This window comes from Clostridium nitrophenolicum, assembly GCF_055391695.1.
Genome location: NZ_AP042469.1, coordinates 2,226,047 through 2,243,425 on the forward strand (window position 1 = coordinate 2,226,047; position 17,379 = coordinate 2,243,425).

A 17,379-nucleotide genomic window follows, 5' to 3' on the forward strand; every position below is an offset into this window, starting at 1 on the left:
AGGAGGGCAAATGTTTATGGACAAAATTACTATAGGGGATATCATAACAAAACTTAATCCAGAGATAATATACAAAGAATATATTATTAACGTGAAAGATAATAAACTTATCAATAGTAATAAATCAATTGAAGAATATGTTTCGCTGATTAACGAAAGTAATATTGAAATAAACATAGAAACAATTGATGAATTAAATACTGTATTGTTCAGAGAGGATGAAAGTATATCAACAACTTCATTACTTTATATGAACTTCAAAGAAAATAAAACTGATAAAATATATTTCTATTCTTTTCAAGGTTTTAGCGATACATTTATACGTAACTATAAAAATACATACGCTTATTCCTATCTAAAATTTTTATTGGATGGATTTTTAAAAGAGGGCACTATTAATAATAACATTGATGATTACTTAACTATAAAAACTAGGGAGTATATTGAGTACATAGTAAGAACTATATCTGTAAGAAAGAATAAAAGGGTTAACCCAGTTAAGTCTAATATAAGCAATTTGTTTGATGAAATTAACTATATATCTACTTTAACATATGAAGGTATAAGTGTATCTGCTAAATTAGCCATCTGTAATGAAACTTTAATAAATAAGTTCACGAAATGTTTCATAAAATTGGATAATCCTATTTATTTTGGTGATTATAGAAAAATAAGGAAGTTACTTGAAATGTCCGACAAGCATACGTATTTAATTGGGGATAGTGAAAAAGTTTATGGTTTAGGTAAGTTTGCAAATTTTAAAAATTTTCCTTCCGATATCCTTATTTTTATATTTGATTTTATTGGGAAGTTTGAATATAAAATTAATACCTTATCTATTATAAATTCTACTGTAAAAGAAGATAAGAATGCAGATAAAGAAATTATAAAATGGTCTTCAGAAGAATGTAATATTGTAAATATAAAATATGGTAAACCTGATTTAAGAGAAAGTAAGTATTGTGAAACAATGCTTGAACAAGCTCTTGAAGAAATATTTCCAGAATTTTCAAAAGAAAACAATAGTAAAAAACTAGATACAATAAAAAAAGTAATTAATTATGCTATAAATCAAAAGCATGGTACTGCTGTAGTTATAACTAAACCTGATATTGCAGAATCTGAAGTTACACTCCTTGAAGAGCAGTCTATAAAAATAAAAAAAATAGACATCGGTGCAGCAGATTGTTATTTAGAGAGTATTATATCTAAAATAACCAACATAGATGGGGCAATTTATATTGATACAGAAGCTTCATGTCATGCTATAGGTGTAATATTAGATGGGCTGGCAAAAAAAGACTTTGGAGATTCTTCAAGGGGATCAAGATATAATTCAGCTATAAAATATTCAATGAAGGAAAACTTACAGAACAAATGTATTGTAGTTGTTATATCAGAGGATGGTATGGTTAATATAGTTTTAAATGGCAAGGATTATAAAGAGCACATAGTTATAAAGAGAAAAAGACAGATAAATGAATTGCTTAGTGAAGCTTGCAACTTATTTAACCAAAGAAAATATGAAAAAGCCTTAGAAAAAGTAATTAAAGTTATAGAATTAGATAACAAAAATGCTCCAGCTTTTGCTGCAAGGGCAAGTATAGAAGAGAGAAAAGGTAATGTAGAGACCTCTTTATATTATTATGATAAGACTATAAAACTGGCTCCACTAAATGCTCAATATTTAAATAATAAAGGAACTGCATTAGATAAACTTGAAAGATATGAAGAAGCTCTAGAGTGTTTCGAAAAGGCAACAAATCTTAAACCAGATAACCCTCGATACTTAAATAATAAAGGAACTGCATTAGGCAAACTTGAAAGATATGAAGAAGCTCTAGAGTGTTTCGAAAAGGCAATAAATCTTAAACCAGATAGCTCTCAATATTTAAATAATAAAGGAACTGCATTAAGCAAACTTGAAAGATATGAAGAAGCTCTAGAGTGTTTTGAAAAGGCAATAGATCTTGAACCAGATAATTCTCAAATTTTAAGCAACAAGGAAATCGTACTAAAAAGGTTTAAGTAAGCTTGTGAATTTTTCATTAATTTAGTTCGTATTTTTCGTATGTGTCGACATAGTGGGGACTCAAAGGGGTCTCCATTTTTTATACTCAAAATATCAACTTAGTAGTAAACTAGCCCTACTACAGCAGACCCAAGAAATTGGAAGATAACATCTTCACTTAACCCATAATTTTTTCCCTCGGTTACATTCACCTCATTTCTTCAATGAATGACCTTGCTGACAGCATTATTGAGTCAATGAAGTAATTTTAGGAAAAATATAATTTTAGACCGACTCATGAACAAATGCGTGAGTCGATCCTTTTTTAGTGTACATTTATTAAACAAAAGTAGAAATTCCCTTGTTTTATTTTGGGGAAAATTATAATAAAGTTTTTGGTACAGATTTTGCCAGGGCTGCTGTCAAAAAATCAATGTATAACAAAAGCTCTTCTGACAAAAATACGTCCTTTCGCTTCACCAAGCCAACTTGAATCAGACTGCTTTCTTCCAAAGGGATAGAAATAATATTGGGGTTTATGTAATCGTCTACGATACAGCCGGTTCCCAGATTATAGCCATCTGTATTTGATAGGAGATCATTCATGGTGCCTCGATCCTTAAGATAGACCAATTTCTTGATATTGTCCACATTGATGGCTTCTTCCGCAAAATGGAGTAGTACATCGTCCTGCTGGTAAGTCAGATACGGATAGTTCTTTAACTGTTCCAAGGTAATGGATCTGAGATTAGCTAGAGGATGCTCTTTTCGAAGAAAGACGTGTTGCTTCAGGGAAGCGAGGGGAGTAAAGACTAATGAGTTTGAGGTAAAATAACGTTCAAAAAAGCCCTTATTTAAATCAGTCAGAGATAAAATACCAAGGATACTTCTATTCTGCTGAATGTTTTGCTATAACTTTATTCTATAGCAGACGATTAATAAAGTCAATTTTACGGTTTGCATTGGAAGATGCTAAAATATAAAAAAGCAGATTTATTGTAAAAGGAGTAAAAAATGATAAGGAAAGCAAGTGAAAAAGATTTAAAGGATATTTTAGAAATTTATAACGATGCTATATTAAACACAACAGCGATCTATGCTTATAAAATTCAGACTCTTGAAGATAGAAAACAATGGTATGAAAAAAAGAAGCAAGATGGGTATCCAGTGTTAGTATTTGAAGAAGATGATAAGGTTATTGGATTTGCTACATTTGGCCCTTTTAGAGAATGGCCAGCATATAAATATACAATAGAGCATTCCATATATGTTCATAAGGATTATAGGAATCAGGGTATTGCAACAAAATTAATGAAAGAGATAATAAAAATTGCTGATAAAAGAGAATATGCAACACTTGTCGCTGGAATTGACGCAGCAAATGAAGGCAGTATAAAAATGCATGAGAAAATAGGATTTAAGTATTCCGGTACAGTAACAAAAGCAGGCTTTAAATTTGGTAAATGGCTAGATCTTGCTTTTTATCAATTGAATTTAACAGGTCCTAAAATGCCTTTAGAAGGATAAATCAATAAATGAAAGAAGAGATTATAATTGGATTTATTTATAAAATGTATTGTAGCTGTTATTATTATGATTGCTGTTCATTATATATCAAAAACACATAATTATTATATTGCTGGATTAGTATTAAGTTTTCCAGGCTTAAGCATTCTTGCGTATTATTTCATGTATATAGAACAAGGAGTTTCAAAAGTTCGAGTAACAACATATTTTGCTATGTTATCGGCTATACCCTTTGTAATTTTTCTTTTAGCATTAAATTTTACTTTAAAAAAATATAATATATTTAATTCCATTTTAGTATCAAGTATAGTTTGGGTGATTTTTTCATCAATATTGATTATAATATGGAAAAATTTCAATATAATTTAACATTTATTAAACAAGAGTAGAAATGCTCTTGTTTTATTTTGGGGAAAATTATAATAAAATAGTTCTTGATTCAAAATTATTTCTAAATATGTGGGAGATTTTGAAATATTAAACAGTATTATTAATATGAGAAGCAGTTAACAGTTCTAAATGACAAAAATTATAATCGAGGTGATTAAAAAATTGAAGATTACTGAAAATAATTTAACAGATGAAATTGGAAATGGTAATCCTGCAGCTTTAGAATACGCAATTGATACTTATGGTAAATTAGTCTATAAAGTAGTTAATAGTGTATTAAACTTATCTGAGGATAAAGATTCTATTCAAGAGTGCGTAAGCGATATATTTACAGCGATTTGGTACAATATTAAAACTTATGATAAGGAAAAAGCTACATTTAAAGCTTGGCTTATTGCTATTTCAAAATATAAGGCAATAGATTGTAGAAAAAAGCTAATAAAAAATTCTAATATGAAAGATATAAATGAATATGACATAAAAGCAGATAATGATACAGAGGAGTACATAATAAGTTTGGAGAGAAAAAGTGAAATTATTAAAGTTATTAAAGAGCTTGGTGAAGTTGACTGTGAGATTTTTATAAGAAGGTATTTTTTAGAGGAACCAATTGATGATATAGCTAAAAGTTTAGGATTAACTAGACAAGCTGTAGACAATAGACTATGGAGGGGAAGAAAACGTCTAAAGGAAAAAATGTTATTTAAGGTAGAGGAGGGCTTGATATAATGAAAGAAGTAAAAGATTCTTATGCTCAGGAGTCAATTAATGAAAAAGAATTATTTGATATCTTAAACAATGTGAAAATTTCAGAAGAAGAGCTTAACTTAGATAACATTGAAGTAACGGAAAAAGATATAAAAGAGATTAAAACTAGAGTTTTTAAGAATATTAAAGTGAATAGAGAAAGGAAGATATCTGTTAAAGGTGCCGCTATAGCAGCGTCAATAGCTGCAATTTTTATCCTGTCTTTAATAATGTACAATCCAACAGCATTGGCAAATATAAAGGGAAAATTGCAATTTATACAAGGCATGGGGGTTGTAGAGTCAACTCAGGATAATAGAGAAAAATACATGCTTACAAAAAGAGCAGAAGCACAATATGGTAACGGAAAGATTATTATAAATTCTATAGCTTTAGATAGCAAAAGTGCAGCAATAGTAATTGGGGGAGAAAACGTACCTGAGCTATGGACTATAGTATTACAAAACGATAAAGGAGAAAGATATAGAATGTGGAGAAGTGGAGGTATTGCGCATTTTGATAAAACTGCTTGGTGTGCAGAATATAAATACAGTGGGGAAATATCAATTAGTAAAAACTATAGTATTATATTATCTAGAGATTTAAAAATTCCTGTTTCTCTTGAAAAAGTTAATGATATTAAAAATATTTCAGACCTGGGACCTACTGCTACAGTTAACGATGTAAGTGTAACAGCCATTCCTTCTTTAGAAGATGATAAGCTGAGAATAGACGTGTTTAGTCCTAAATATGATTCAAAGAAAGTATTACAATACGCAGTATTTGCTCTACCTTTAGATTTTGAATTTACTTCTAAAAAACAAGAAGACTACCATACTGACCAAAGTCAAATATACCTTAAAGATAGCTCAGGAAAAAAATACATAGGATTTGGAACGAGAAATATAAAATTAATGGATCGTGAATATTATTTTAAGGTTGGGAAAAGTCCAGATAAAGAATATACTTTGACTATTCCTAGAATTTTAATGGAGTATAATTCAAAAGCAGAATGTACTATTGATCTTCCTAAAGTTGGTGAGGCGCCTTTAAATAAGGCTGTTAATTTATCAGGATTTCCTGTGAATTTACTTATAGAAAGAATTAGTGATGATAAACTAAATATTGGAGTGGATGTGAACTATAACAAGGAATTGCCAGAAACCCTTGTAAGTTTTACACTTGATGCTCCATGTATTGAAAAGGAACTTACTGGAGAAATGAGAGATCTGTATAGTTCTCCTAAAGGTTATGAAATTAACGTTTATAAAGATCCAAAACAGCTAAAGTTAGTTTTGAAAAATCCAAGAACTGAAAAGAAAGGCCCTTGGAACATTCCGATTAAGTTTAATTAGGTAATGAAAAGGAGATAAACAACTTTTTTAATTCAAACAAGCCTGCATCTACTTTTAGGTACAGGCTCTTTTTCTTTAATAAAATTCCTTTATTTGTATTGGTAAAAACTATATAATTATATTAATGCATAAAGTCATATTTGTAAGATATAGTACAGTTTTGGAGTAATAATATTCCTTAATTTTATGACGAATAGTGAAAAATTTACGACGTAGCTGCTGAAAACGGAAATACGAACGATGTTCTTTGCTACGAAAATAGATTTAAGGTCTATTTTAATTGACAGCTGTGAAATAACTCATGGAACGTTGAAAATTAAATAATGCAGTGTATAGAAAAAGAAGTATTTATTCTTTTATAGTAAACTGTTATGTAATAGTATTACAAATGTGTTGTAATTTTCATATGTACAGATCGGAGTTGTAATTAATAGCGAATTTGGAGGTGAGATAAGAAATGAATTATTTTAAAAAATTAATAGGCAAACGGGTTTATTTATCACCTATGAATGTTGAAGATGTAGAAACTTACGTTAAATGGCTTAATGATTTTAGTGTTACAGATGGGTTAGGAACTTCGTGTAGAATTACATCTTTGGAAAACGAAAAGGAATGGATTTTACAAAATTCTGATAAATACCAATTTGCTATAGTTAGTTTAGAAAGTGATAAATTAATTGGTAATTGTGGAATTCAGGGAATTGAACAATTAAGGCAATGTGCGGAAGTTGGATTATTTATTGGTGATGAAGAAAATCGTAATAAAGGATATGGAGAGGAAGCACTCAATTTATTATTAAATTACGGGTTTGATTATTTAAATTTAAATAATATAATGTTGAAAGTTTTTTCATTTAATGAAAGAGCAATTAGTTGTTATAAAAAAGTTGGGTTTAAAGAAATAGGAAGAAGAAGACAATCCTATTATTTGAAAGGTAAATTTTATGATGAAGTATATATGGACATCTTAAAAGGAGAACAATAAGGTTTAAACGAATTTTTATTAATTTGCTTTCTTCATATTTAGCGATCTAACTATAAAAAATCAAATAATTTACTGAAACACCGCATTATTCAAAATTGAATTTTGGGGTGTTTTTACGCCACGTTTCCAAGATTATGTTTATTTGTTGTAAATTTACGGGTAAATGGAATTTTTTCTTATATTTTTAAGTAATCGTAAATATAAGTTACTTCGTCTTGAATGATATTTTGTGAATATAGATAGTAAAAAACTTGGCTGGTCATTATTAACAGCTATCTATCAATCTTTAAGTGATTTAGATATATTATTAAGAATAACTATAGAATCAAGTAACTTTTGTTTTTAAAAATTACTTTCTAAACCTAGTATCTGCATAAAGTATTTATACTTCGGATTTTATAATATAAATTTTAACTATAATATGGAGGTAAAAATGAAATATTTACTATGTAATATGAAAAATAGAAAAAGTGCTACTATATTTCTTATATTTGGTATTTTTGTTGGAGTAAGTATTTTATCTTTTAATATAAGTTATACAGAAGCATTAAAAAATAGAAACAAGATTTCATCTTTAAATGAATCAAACTATTCTTTATTTACGATAGTTAGTACTAAACAACTTAATACAATTGAAAAATATATCTTAGATTTATCAAGTAAATCATATGTTAATCTAAGTATTCCAAATTCCAAACACAAAAATGAGAGCTATACATTAGTTGGTGTTGGATTTACAAATTCAATAATTTATAAACCTGATATAGTAAATGGTTCTTTTTTTTCAAAGGAACAAGCAAACTCTAATGAAAAAATTGCAATAGTTGGAAGACGGTTTGAAAATAAGATTTATAAAAAAAATAACAATGAATATATAAAAATTGATAATGAAGAGTTTAAGGTAATTGGCATAAATAAAACTATTAACGATATTAACTCAATTTTTATTCCAATAAAAGTATTTCTCAATATGTATAGTAATGAAGAGATTATGAATGTAAAGATTTTAGCAATAAATAAATTAATAGAACAACAATTATATTATAAAAATATAGTTTCAATGATGACTAAAGATTCTGTTTTAATAGATTTTAAGTCTGAAGCATATAACTTATCTAATTATATTCTAACCTTTATAAGTTTCTTAATATTAATAATTGCTATTATCAATATTATTAATTTTACTGTTTTTTGGATTGCTCAAAGAAAAAAAGAAATAGCAATTAGAAAGGTTGTTGGAGCAACTAATAGTGATATTAGAAAGCTAATATTTAGTGAAATACTTGTGTTATCTTTTATAGCGTTGATATCTTCAATAATTGTACAATCTATCATTTACTTTATAGTTAATAAGTTGCTAATTTTAGACTTTTATCTATCTATATCACTTAAGAACTTATTTTTTTCAAGTCTTATATCAATGCTCATAGCTATTATCAGCTCAATACCTCCTTATATAAAATCAACTCAAATTCAACCTGCTGTCATTTTAAAAGGTGAATAAATCTTATTATTTATAGAAAGGAATTAATAATGAAGATTTCAAAAGTTATTCTAGTGATAAAATCGTTATTTAAAAGAAGATTAGCTACAACACTTACAATACTTCAATTATCAATTTGTATTTTCAGCTTTTTAGTTCTTATACAATTTAATAAATATTATTATACTAGATATAATTTGTATAGTAATATCAATGATCTAAACAAAACATTAGTTGTAGATGGGTATAGTTATAAAACAGATAACTTTTCTAAAATAAAAGCTGAATTTGATGATCTTATTAAGTTAAGAGATGACGGATATATCTCTGAAATAAGAGTCTTCAGGAAAGGTGGTTCTCTTAGAGTAAATAATATTTATTACCCATATTATCAAGCTTCAGAAAGTTTTTTTACAAAATTGAACATTAAAATAGATAAAGGAAGAATGCTTACTCATGAAGAAATGAATCAATCAAAACCTGTTAAGGAAATTCCTGTTATAATTGGGAGTAAGCTTGGAAATACGTTAAAAATCGGAGATACTCTTGAAGAGAGCTTTGCATATAATGGACCAGAAATTAATGGAGAATACAAAAAGGTATTTAAAGTAATTGGTATTGCAAAGCCAACTTCACTTATAATTTTAAAAACCGATGCTACTATTCTTGATACATTTATAAATGATTACGCCATATATACACCATTATCTGTTTGGGAGTATCATTTAACTGATAAAACTAAAGATAAAAACTACATAAATAAATCTATAGATAATCAAAAGAAATATGGGTTAAAATATGAAGTTGATAACAATAGAATAGCTATATATAAGGATGACTTTACCGATTCCATTCTTAATCTTAACTTTCAGATAATAACTCAAGAGAATAAAAACATAGATACTGTAGAACAACTATGTAATACATTAGGTGAAAAAAATGGTAGTAATTTAAAGTTTATACAATTACAGAATAAAAATAAACCTTTAATTGAAATAGTTAATCAAAGTTTTATAGGAATTTTAGTTTTCTCTATTATACTATTTTTATTTTCTATAATTGGCATCATAGTTACTACTTTATACTCAATTAATAGTAGAAAAAAAGAATTTGGTATAAGAATTTCTCAAGGTTCTACATTATATGGAATAGCTAGTTTAGTTTTTAGTGAAATACTAATTACCAATGTACTCGCCACTATAATTGTAGTTATACCATTTAAGATTTTAGAAACTTATTTAAATAAATATTTAAGTAATAATATTGAGTTATCTTACTTACTAAGCTTTAACTTTACAAATTTACTCCAAGTTTTTGTATTGGTTTTAGTTACTACAATTTTAGGTGCAATTATTCCAATTAGACAGATTACTAAATTAAATATTGTAGAATTACTTAAGGGGGAAAAATAAAATGAGTTTAATATCTCTAAAAAATATTGTAAAAGTTTATGGTAAAGGTGATATTGAAACTTACGCATTAAATGGGATTAGTATAGATATTAATGAAGGCGAAATGATTGCGATAATGGGACCATCAGGTTCTGGTAAATCAACTCTTTTAAATATTATTGGTTGTATTGATAAACCGACTAAAGGTGAATACACTCTTAATGGTAATAACATTCATAACTTAAGACAACAAGAACTTGCTGCAATTCGAAATACAGACATAGGATTTGTATTTCAAAGCTTTAATCTACTGAATGAGTATAATCTTATAGATAACGTAACTCTCCCTTTGATATATAAAAAAGGTTTTAATGGATCTATGAAAAAAACTGCTATTGAAATTTTAAAAAAAGTTGGACTAGAAGGACATGCTAATAAGAAACCTACAGAACTTTCAGGCGGACAGCAACAAAGAGTTGCAATTGCAAGAGCTTTGATAACTAATCCAAGCATTATATTAGCTGATGAACCAACTGGAGCTTTAGATAAAAAAAACGGAAAAGAAATTATGGAGCTTCTTACTTCAATAAATTTAACAGGCACCACTATTATTATAATAACTCATGACCCATGTATCGCAAAGTATTGTTCAAGAACAATACTTATTGAGGATGGATTAATAATTTAGTATATTGGAAATTATGTTTCGATGGTAATTGAAGGATGGTATATGTTTTAAAAGCGGAGCTTGTATACTGACAGCCTAAATCGCTGTGAATTATAAGGTTATTACTTGGCTTCTGAAGCCTTACGGCATTTTTTACTGCCTGTAGTGCTAATGTAGTATCAATTGATTTGGACATGGCTTAGCCTATTATTTTCTTACTATATAGATCCATAACCGAGGCTAAATAGCACCATCCATCCTTGATAGTATGAATATAGGTTATATCAGTTACCCATTTCTTGTTGATACTCTCAGCTTGAAAGTCTCTTTTGAGTATATTTTCTTTTTCTTCTATTTTATGCTTAGAAGTAGATGGTCTATATTTCTTTGTTATTACAGATTTTACTCCGATTTTCTTCTTCAAGCGTTGCCATTTTCTTAAGCATTACTTGATAATCTGCTGCTGTTATTGCTGTATCTTTACCTATACTGGAGATTCAGATGCTGTTAGACAATCAATAATAGCTACAAGAGAACTTGGTTTGTCTTTATTGAAAGCAATGGGGCAAGAGGCTCAATCTGCTACTAAACCATATATTTAGCAGATGATTTATTAATCTGTTTTTTTCTTATTAAATTTATATGTTACAACTGTAAAAAAGTGAGAAGTAATAAGAGGAAAAATATCTATGATAAATATGTTATTTAGTTTATATAACTTTCACTAAAGTTGGGCAAAAGATATAGTATCAAAATACATAAATACCAATGATAATATTTTAATAATTCCATTTTCATTCGGTGAGAAAATAAGTAGTGATAGGGATTGGCAGAATGCGTATAGTAAAAATAATGGTAAATACTATGAAAGCATTGTTGAACCATTTTTGAATTATGGAGTTAAAGAAGAAAATATAAATTGGATAAACTATTTTAAAGATACATATGAAAATGCTAAAGTTAAGATAAGAAATAGCAACATTCTATTTTTAACTGGTGGCTTACCAGTTAAAATGATGTCACGCTTAATAGAGTTTGATTTAATTGATGACATTGAAAGTTTTACAGGCGTTATTATTGGAAGTAGTGCAGGAGCAATGGTTCAAATAGCAGAATATCATATTACTCCAGATGAAGATTATAATATTTTTAAGCTATAAAATTATATCTAAAACAGATTCTACAAAGGGGGATACAGGTAGTGAAAGAAATTAACATTTACAAATTTGATAATAATCTCAAGGTTTATTATACAAAAAGGAGAGTGTCATTACCTCAAGATTATCGTGATAATATGGAAAGATATTGGAGGTCATTATTGAAAAATGGTAAAAAATTTTTCAGAGGAGATGTTTTTACTATCACCAATATAAGTTATCATGAACAAAGTATGCATTTATGTGTAGAATTAACTGATTATGCTCACTTTTTATATACTTTAAATAAGAGTGCATTTGATAAGAACGACTGTAGAGTAATTTATACTTCGGCATTAATAGAAACTTGTGATGGGAAATTTGTTATAGGTGAAATGAATAGAAATACATTTTCACCTAAAAAGTTACAATTTGTAGGTGGGGGAATAGATAAAGATGATATAAATGGAGATTTATTGGACTTAGAGCATAATATTCGGAAAGAAATTTTTGAAGAATTAGGTCTGGATACATATGATAAAGATATTATAAAAGATTTTAGGCCGTATTTTTTAAAAGATGGAGGAAAATCAAACTTTTTATCTGCTATTTTCAAACTTGATTTGGCTTTAAACGAAGTAGAACTTTTAGACAGATTTGAGAAATTCAATCAAGGCTTAATTAATCAGGGGGAAAGTCCAGAACTAAGTTCGTTGGTGCTAATCAGAGCAGAACAAAAATCAGTTGAGAATTTTATTAATAACGACTTAAGAGAAAAGGATGAAAATCTTATTCCAACATTGAAGGCAGCTGTTGGGCTATATAACGTCAAAAATTTTTATTTATGAGAATGATGAGTATAGCATCAATATTAAAACGTAATCTTCTTAAACTGCGAAGTAAAAATTATTTATAAAATCCTTAGACAAATAATAATTTTTTCAGGAGATATTATATGTTAGGTCATTTAGGATTTTCATATGTAGGTTTGATATATTTATTGATGTTATTTATTCCAAATATTATTTGGAGTAAGAATCAGCCAATAAATTATGACAATAATCGAAAGAACGTAGAAGCAATAATTTAGAAAAACACGTTAAATTCCAATTTAAAGTTGATTATTATAAATAGTAATTTGTAGCAGAGATTAGTAAGAAAGCCACGCTATCAATGATAGAATGGCTCTTAATTATTAAGCTACGCTATAGATTTTTACTTCTGGGTCTGCATTCCACAGAGGCTGCAATCCTACAAATACATCGTTTTTGAACATTTCACTTGATAAGTAAGCATTTGCATGTTCAACGCTGTCGAAACCATGAAGAACTTGAACATCTTCATCACGAATCAAAAGGTCTTTTGTTAACGCACCTTCGATTGTTTCAAGGAAAGGTCTTCTGTAGTCTGTGTAGACCTTTGCAGCAGCTTGACGATTGTTGTTGTCGATTTTCATTGTGATTTCCAAATAAGCATTTACTTTCATGATAATACCTCCTGAATAACTTTTAGTAGCTCTTATCGATGAGCTTGCATGAATTATAACAAGATGACTTGGAAAACAGAATATATTAGCAAATTTATGAGTCACTAATAAATTTCATAGTAACTTTTATTCTATAAAGAATTGTCATATACTATGATTAAAAAATTAAGGAGTAAAGTCAATGTATAAACCTAAATTAGAAAAAGATATTCGTTGTCCGCTGGAGTATGGATTAACCGTTTTTGGTGGTAAGTGGAAATCAAGAATAATCTGCGTTTTAGCTGAAAAGGAAATCTTGAGATATAGTTCTATTCGGAAGGAAATGACGAATATAACAGATGCTGTACTGGCTGCAACATTAAAGGAATTGATTACAGATGAAATCATAAAAAGACAGTCTTATGATGAAATACCTCCGAGGGTTGAGTATTCATTGACCTCGAAAGGTCAGTCTGTAGTTCCAATTTTGCAAAGTATTTGTAGATGGTCTGGTATTTATCATATTGAGGACAACGAAAATACACTTGCTCAATGTCAAAAGTGTGATTATAATGCGAACATGTAATTCAATGTAGAATGAGAACAAAAAACCTTTAAATCAAAAAATTAATTTGTTTGTTGTATTATTAAAGTTAGTATGATATAATTTGAACAAATATGATGATTGGAGTTGAAAAGATGATTAATTTTTCTTGCTAGTTTTACCAAGTATAACAAAATTGTGGGTTCGAATAATACTGCTTTTTTTGTTGTACCTATGCAAGAAATTAATTGTTTTTTCGCTCAGAAAATATATACCGGTGACGCCCCAATAGGGGTTTGTCTTTGCTGTATTTATGAGCTGCAAGAATAATAATTTCTTGCAGCTCTTATTTTTTACAAATCATGAGTATAAGCAGGAGGGAGTGTAAATAATGAATAATAAAGATACTTTGCTAACACATGATAATCTTCATATAAAGCCGGATACTTCGGGCGACATTTATATGGAGTAATACCAGTCGCCTATGTTCCGACTTTGTTATTGGTACTTTTAATTACAAAGGAGGATAAAAATATGTCTTTAATAAATGTAACAAATCTGACCTTCGCTTATGAAGGCAGTTATGATAATATTTTTGAAAATGTAAGCTTTCAAATAGATACCGATTGGAAATTGGGCTTTACCGGAAGAAATGGACGAGGGAAAACTACCTTTCTAAATCTTTTACTTGGTAAATATGAATATACTGGAAATATTTCAGCCAATGTAACCTTTGAATATTTTCCTTATGAGGTCCAGGAACAAGAATATTTCACTATAGATATCATAAGAGAAATCAGTCCAAATTCAATGGATTGGGAAATAATGAAAGAGTTATCGCTTTTAGATATAGACGATGATGTTTTATACAGACAGTTTTGTACACTATCAAAAGGAGAACAGACCAAGGCATTGCTTGCTGCTATGTTTTTGAAGGAGAACTCCTTCTTGCTTATTGATGAACCTACAAATCATTTGGATGCTGAAGCTAGAAAAAAACTAAGTAATTACCTTAGAAAGAAGAAGGGATTTATTCTGATTTCACATGATAGGCATTTTCTAGATAACTGTATTGATCATGTTCTTTCAATAAATAAGACAAATATCGAAATCCAAAAAGGTAATTTTTCCGGCTGGTGGGAAAATAAACAAAGGCAGGATAACTTTGAGCTTGCAGAAAACGAGAAGCTTAGAAAAGATATTAATCGCTTATCGGAGTCTGCTAAACGAACAGGTAATTGGTCCAATGAAGTAGAAAAATCAAAAAAAGGAACAACAAACTCTGGCTCTAAGCTGGATAAAGGTTATGTTGGACATAAGGCTGCTAAAATGATGAAACGTTCTAAATCAATTGAAAGCAGACAGCAAACTGCTATTGAAGAAAAGTCTAAGCTTCTTAAGAATGTTGAAAGCTCCGACAGCTTGAAGATTTCTCAACTTAATTATCATAAAAACAAGCTGGTGGAACTAGAGAATGTTTCGATTTTTTACGACGATACCATGGTTTGTAAAGATGTTAGCTTTAGTATTGAGAAAGGTGACAGAATTGCGCTTAAAGGTAAAAATGGCTCAGGAAAATCAAGCCTTATCAAGCTTATTTGTGGTGAGGATATAAACTATACAGGTAGTTTCAACAAAGGAAGTCAGCTTAAAATATCCTATGTGTCCCAGGATACATCGCATCTTAAGGGTAACTTAACTGACTATGCTTCAAATAATGATATTGATGAAAGTCTTTTTAAAGCTATTTTAAGAAAACTTGATTTTTCCAGAGAGCAATTTGAAAAAGATATGTCATCCTTTAGCGGCGGCCAAAAGAAAAAAGTGCTCATTGCAAAAAGTCTTTGCGAAAAAGCTCATTTGCATATATGGGATGAACCTCTTAATTTTATTGATGTTATCTCACGTATGCAAATAGAAGAGTTACTGCTTGAATACTCGCCAACTTTATTGTTTGTGGAACATGACAGTGAATTCTGTAAAAATATTGCAACAAAGATTTTTGAACTTTAGTTTATCAATCAGATTATGTTAAAGGGGTAGGATTACCCCTTTTATCTGTCTAAAGTGAACAGCAATGAACGGAGGAAGTTGTATGGAACAAAAGCAAAGAGCAATAATTGTAGGCTGTAATCTCAAGGATGATAAGGAATTTTTAAATATGATGAGTGAGTTGTGTAGTCTAGCTGATGCATGTGATATTGAAGTAGTTGGTGAAATTACTCAAAAATTAGAGCGAGTGTATTCCTCTCATTATATAGGCAAGGGGAAAATCCAAGAATTGTCTACGTTAATTCATGAGAAAGATGTGGACATGGTTATTTTTAATGATGAGCTGTCTCCTTCACAAATTCGTAATCTGCATACAGACTTAAAATGCAAGGTAATAGATAGAACGGTTCTTATTTTGGACATTTTAGCTAAGAGAGCTAAAAGCAAAGAAGCACAGCTGCAGGTAGAAATAGCAAAATTGCAATATGTTCTGCCCAGAGTAACTGGACTTAGAGGATCATTGAGTAGTCAGGAAGATGGAATCAAGTTTATAAATAGAGGTACAGGAGAAACAAAACTTGAACTTCATCACAGAAAGATTAAGGATAGAATCAGTGGACTGAATGCAGAACTGGAAACACTGGTAGTTCAACGTCAGAACCAAAGGAAACAGCGCAAAAAATCAGGAATACCTACAGTTGCTTTAGTAGGATATACAAACGCAGGTAAGTCAAGCATTATGAATTCCATGATTGATTTGTACGGGTCTTCAATTGATAAGAAGGTATTTGAAAAGGATATGTTATTTGCTACCTTAGAAACTTATGTAAGAAACATTAAACTGCCCAATAATAAATCCTTCCTGTTAAGTGATACAGTAGGGTTTATCAGTAAGCTACCCAGCCAGCTTGTAAACGCATTTCGCTCAACTTTGGAGGAAATTACTGAAGCTGATATGTTAGTTCATGTAGTTGACTATTCAAATCCTAATTATAAACAGCATATTGAAGTTACAAAGGATACATTAAAAGAGTTAGGTGCAGATAATATCCCTATTATTTATGCTTATAATAAGACAGATTTAGTAGAGGATGAAATCACAAAAGATGAGAAAGATTGCATATATATTTCTGCTAAAAATAAGGCTGCGATAAATAAGTTAGTAAATGAAATTTGTAAAAAGGTTTTCGCACAGTATGTTTATTGTGAGATGCTAATTCCTTATGAAAAAGGAAATATACTATCATATTTTAAGGATAATGCCAATATCAAATCAACTGAATATAACGGCAATGGAGTGATGATATCCTTGGAATGCAAGGAAGCTGATTATAGAAGATATAAACAATTTGAAAGCCTGATTAAAATATAGTCATCTCTTGACGGTTACTTTGAATAGAGAATACTTCAATAGAGCGAAAAAATATATTTATTACGCTGCTCAAAAGTGTCAACAATGCAGTAAATGATGACATTTGCTGATTTCCATAGTTATATAACTGTGTTATAATTTAGCGAACATAAGACCATGGAGATAGTGAGAACTACAATCCATGGTCTTACTACATTATTTTATCTAATTGGTACTATCGGCCATACCTTTCCTTAATTATTCGATTTAGGTTGAACTCAATACCTTGTAACAATTAGAAGGTTAACAGTTACATTCATATTAAAAATATTGAT

The 17,379-nt window shown here is 29.2% G+C and carries 17 protein-coding genes and 1 pseudogene; 15 read left to right on the top strand and 3 right to left on the bottom strand.

Annotated elements, in window-relative coordinates; translation table 11 throughout:
- Window positions 1-16: 16 nt before the first annotated feature.
- A complete protein-coding gene (locus tag ACZ5N4_RS10385; RefSeq protein ID WP_464209654.1) occupies window positions 17-2,032 on the top strand; it encodes a tetratricopeptide repeat protein in 2,016 nt (671 codons plus the stop codon).
- A 360-nt stretch (window positions 2,033-2,392) separates the two neighbouring features.
- On the opposite strand, the gene ACZ5N4_RS10390 is transcribed toward ACZ5N4_RS10385, so the two are convergent.
- Window positions 2,393-2,914, bottom strand: coding sequence for a LysR family transcriptional regulator substrate-binding protein (locus ACZ5N4_RS10390; RefSeq protein ID WP_464210895.1), 522 nt, complete (start codon window positions 2,912-2,914; stop codon window positions 2,393-2,395).
- 111 nt (window positions 2,915-3,025) lie between these two features.
- Here ACZ5N4_RS10390 and ACZ5N4_RS10395 point away from each other — a divergent pair, with 111 nt between their 5' ends.
- The 8 genes from ACZ5N4_RS10395 to ACZ5N4_RS10430 all read left to right on the top strand — a co-directional run bounded on the left by ACZ5N4_RS10395 (window position 3,026) and on the right by ACZ5N4_RS10430 (window position 10,577).
- Complete coding sequence (locus ACZ5N4_RS10395; protein ID WP_464209656.1) at window positions 3,026-3,538, top strand: N-acetyltransferase family protein; 513 nt, start codon at window positions 3,026-3,028, stop codon at window positions 3,536-3,538.
- 27 nt (window positions 3,539-3,565) lie between these two features.
- On the top strand, window positions 3,566-3,907 hold the full coding sequence (locus ACZ5N4_RS10400; protein WP_464209658.1) for a GlpM family protein: 342 nt from the start codon (window positions 3,566-3,568) through the stop codon (window positions 3,905-3,907).
- 183 nt (window positions 3,908-4,090) lie between these two features.
- Window positions 4,091-4,657, top strand: a complete 567-nt coding sequence (locus ACZ5N4_RS10405; RefSeq protein ID WP_464209660.1) for a sigma-70 family RNA polymerase sigma factor — start codon at window positions 4,091-4,093, stop codon at window positions 4,655-4,657.
- On the top strand, window positions 4,657-6,030 hold the full coding sequence (locus ACZ5N4_RS10410) for a hypothetical protein (protein WP_464209662.1): 1,374 nt from the start codon (window positions 4,657-4,659) through the stop codon (window positions 6,028-6,030). Before ACZ5N4_RS10405 ends, ACZ5N4_RS10410 begins: the two co-directional genes overlap by 1 nt.
- 457 nt (window positions 6,031-6,487) lie before the next feature.
- Window positions 6,488-7,015 (top strand): GNAT family N-acetyltransferase, encoded by a 528-nt coding sequence (locus ACZ5N4_RS10415; RefSeq protein ID WP_464209664.1) that lies wholly within the window; start codon window positions 6,488-6,490, stop codon window positions 7,013-7,015.
- A 433-nt stretch (window positions 7,016-7,448) separates the two neighbouring features.
- On the top strand, window positions 7,449-8,519 hold the full coding sequence (locus ACZ5N4_RS10420) for an ABC transporter permease (RefSeq protein ID WP_464209666.1): 1,071 nt from the start codon (window positions 7,449-7,451) through the stop codon (window positions 8,517-8,519).
- Window positions 8,520-8,548: 29 nt separating this feature from the next.
- A complete protein-coding gene (locus ACZ5N4_RS10425) occupies window positions 8,549-9,910 on the top strand; it encodes an ABC transporter permease (RefSeq protein WP_464209668.1) in 1,362 nt (453 codons plus the stop codon).
- A 1-nt stretch (window position 9,911) separates the two neighbouring features.
- Window positions 9,912-10,577, top strand: coding sequence for an ABC transporter ATP-binding protein (locus ACZ5N4_RS10430; protein ID WP_464209670.1), 666 nt, complete (start codon window positions 9,912-9,914; stop codon window positions 10,575-10,577).
- A 181-nt stretch (window positions 10,578-10,758) separates the two neighbouring features.
- On the opposite strand, the pseudogene ACZ5N4_RS10435 reads toward ACZ5N4_RS10430, so the two are convergent.
- Window positions 10,759-10,899 (bottom strand): annotated as a pseudogene (locus tag ACZ5N4_RS10435) (IS3-like element ISBce13 family transposase); the annotation flags it as partial.
- A gap of 466 nt (window positions 10,900-11,365) precedes the next feature.
- Between ACZ5N4_RS10435 and ACZ5N4_RS10440 the strand changes: the two are divergent.
- From ACZ5N4_RS10440 to ACZ5N4_RS10450, 3 genes are all read left to right on the top strand, one after another.
- A complete protein-coding gene (locus ACZ5N4_RS10440; protein WP_464210897.1) occupies window positions 11,366-11,716 on the top strand; it encodes a Type 1 glutamine amidotransferase-like domain-containing protein in 351 nt (116 codons plus the stop codon).
- Window positions 11,717-11,757: 41 nt separating this feature from the next.
- Window positions 11,758-12,540: an NUDIX hydrolase gene (locus ACZ5N4_RS10445; RefSeq protein WP_464209672.1), complete on the top strand. Its 783-nt coding sequence runs from the start codon at window positions 11,758-11,760 to the stop codon at window positions 12,538-12,540.
- Window positions 12,541-12,647: 107 nt separating this feature from the next.
- A complete protein-coding gene (locus ACZ5N4_RS10450) occupies window positions 12,648-12,782 on the top strand; it encodes a hypothetical protein (protein WP_464211089.1) in 135 nt (44 codons plus the stop codon).
- A gap of 105 nt (window positions 12,783-12,887) precedes the next feature.
- Here ACZ5N4_RS10450 and ACZ5N4_RS10455 read toward each other — a convergent pair whose 3' ends face one another.
- Window positions 12,888-13,178, bottom strand: coding sequence for a hypothetical protein (locus ACZ5N4_RS10455; protein WP_464209674.1), 291 nt, complete (start codon window positions 13,176-13,178; stop codon window positions 12,888-12,890).
- 181 nt (window positions 13,179-13,359) lie between these two features.
- Here ACZ5N4_RS10455 and ACZ5N4_RS10460 point away from each other — a divergent pair, with 181 nt between their 5' ends.
- The 3 genes from ACZ5N4_RS10460 to hflX all read left to right on the top strand — a co-directional run bounded on the left by ACZ5N4_RS10460 (window position 13,360) and on the right by hflX (window position 17,065).
- Entirely contained in the window at window positions 13,360-13,743 is a 384-nt protein-coding gene (locus tag ACZ5N4_RS10460) for a winged helix-turn-helix transcriptional regulator (protein ID WP_464209676.1), read from the top strand.
- 492 nt (window positions 13,744-14,235) lie between these two features.
- The gene (locus ACZ5N4_RS10465) at window positions 14,236-15,714 is read left to right on the top strand and encodes an Lsa family ABC-F type ribosomal protection protein (protein WP_464209677.1); all 1,479 of its coding nucleotides are present in this window, start codon (window positions 14,236-14,238) and stop codon (window positions 15,712-15,714) included.
- 82 nt (window positions 15,715-15,796) lie between these two features.
- Window positions 15,797-17,065, top strand: coding sequence for a GTPase HflX (gene hflX, locus ACZ5N4_RS10470; protein ID WP_464209679.1), 1,269 nt, complete (start codon window positions 15,797-15,799; stop codon window positions 17,063-17,065).
- Window positions 17,066-17,379: the final 314 nt, after the last annotated feature.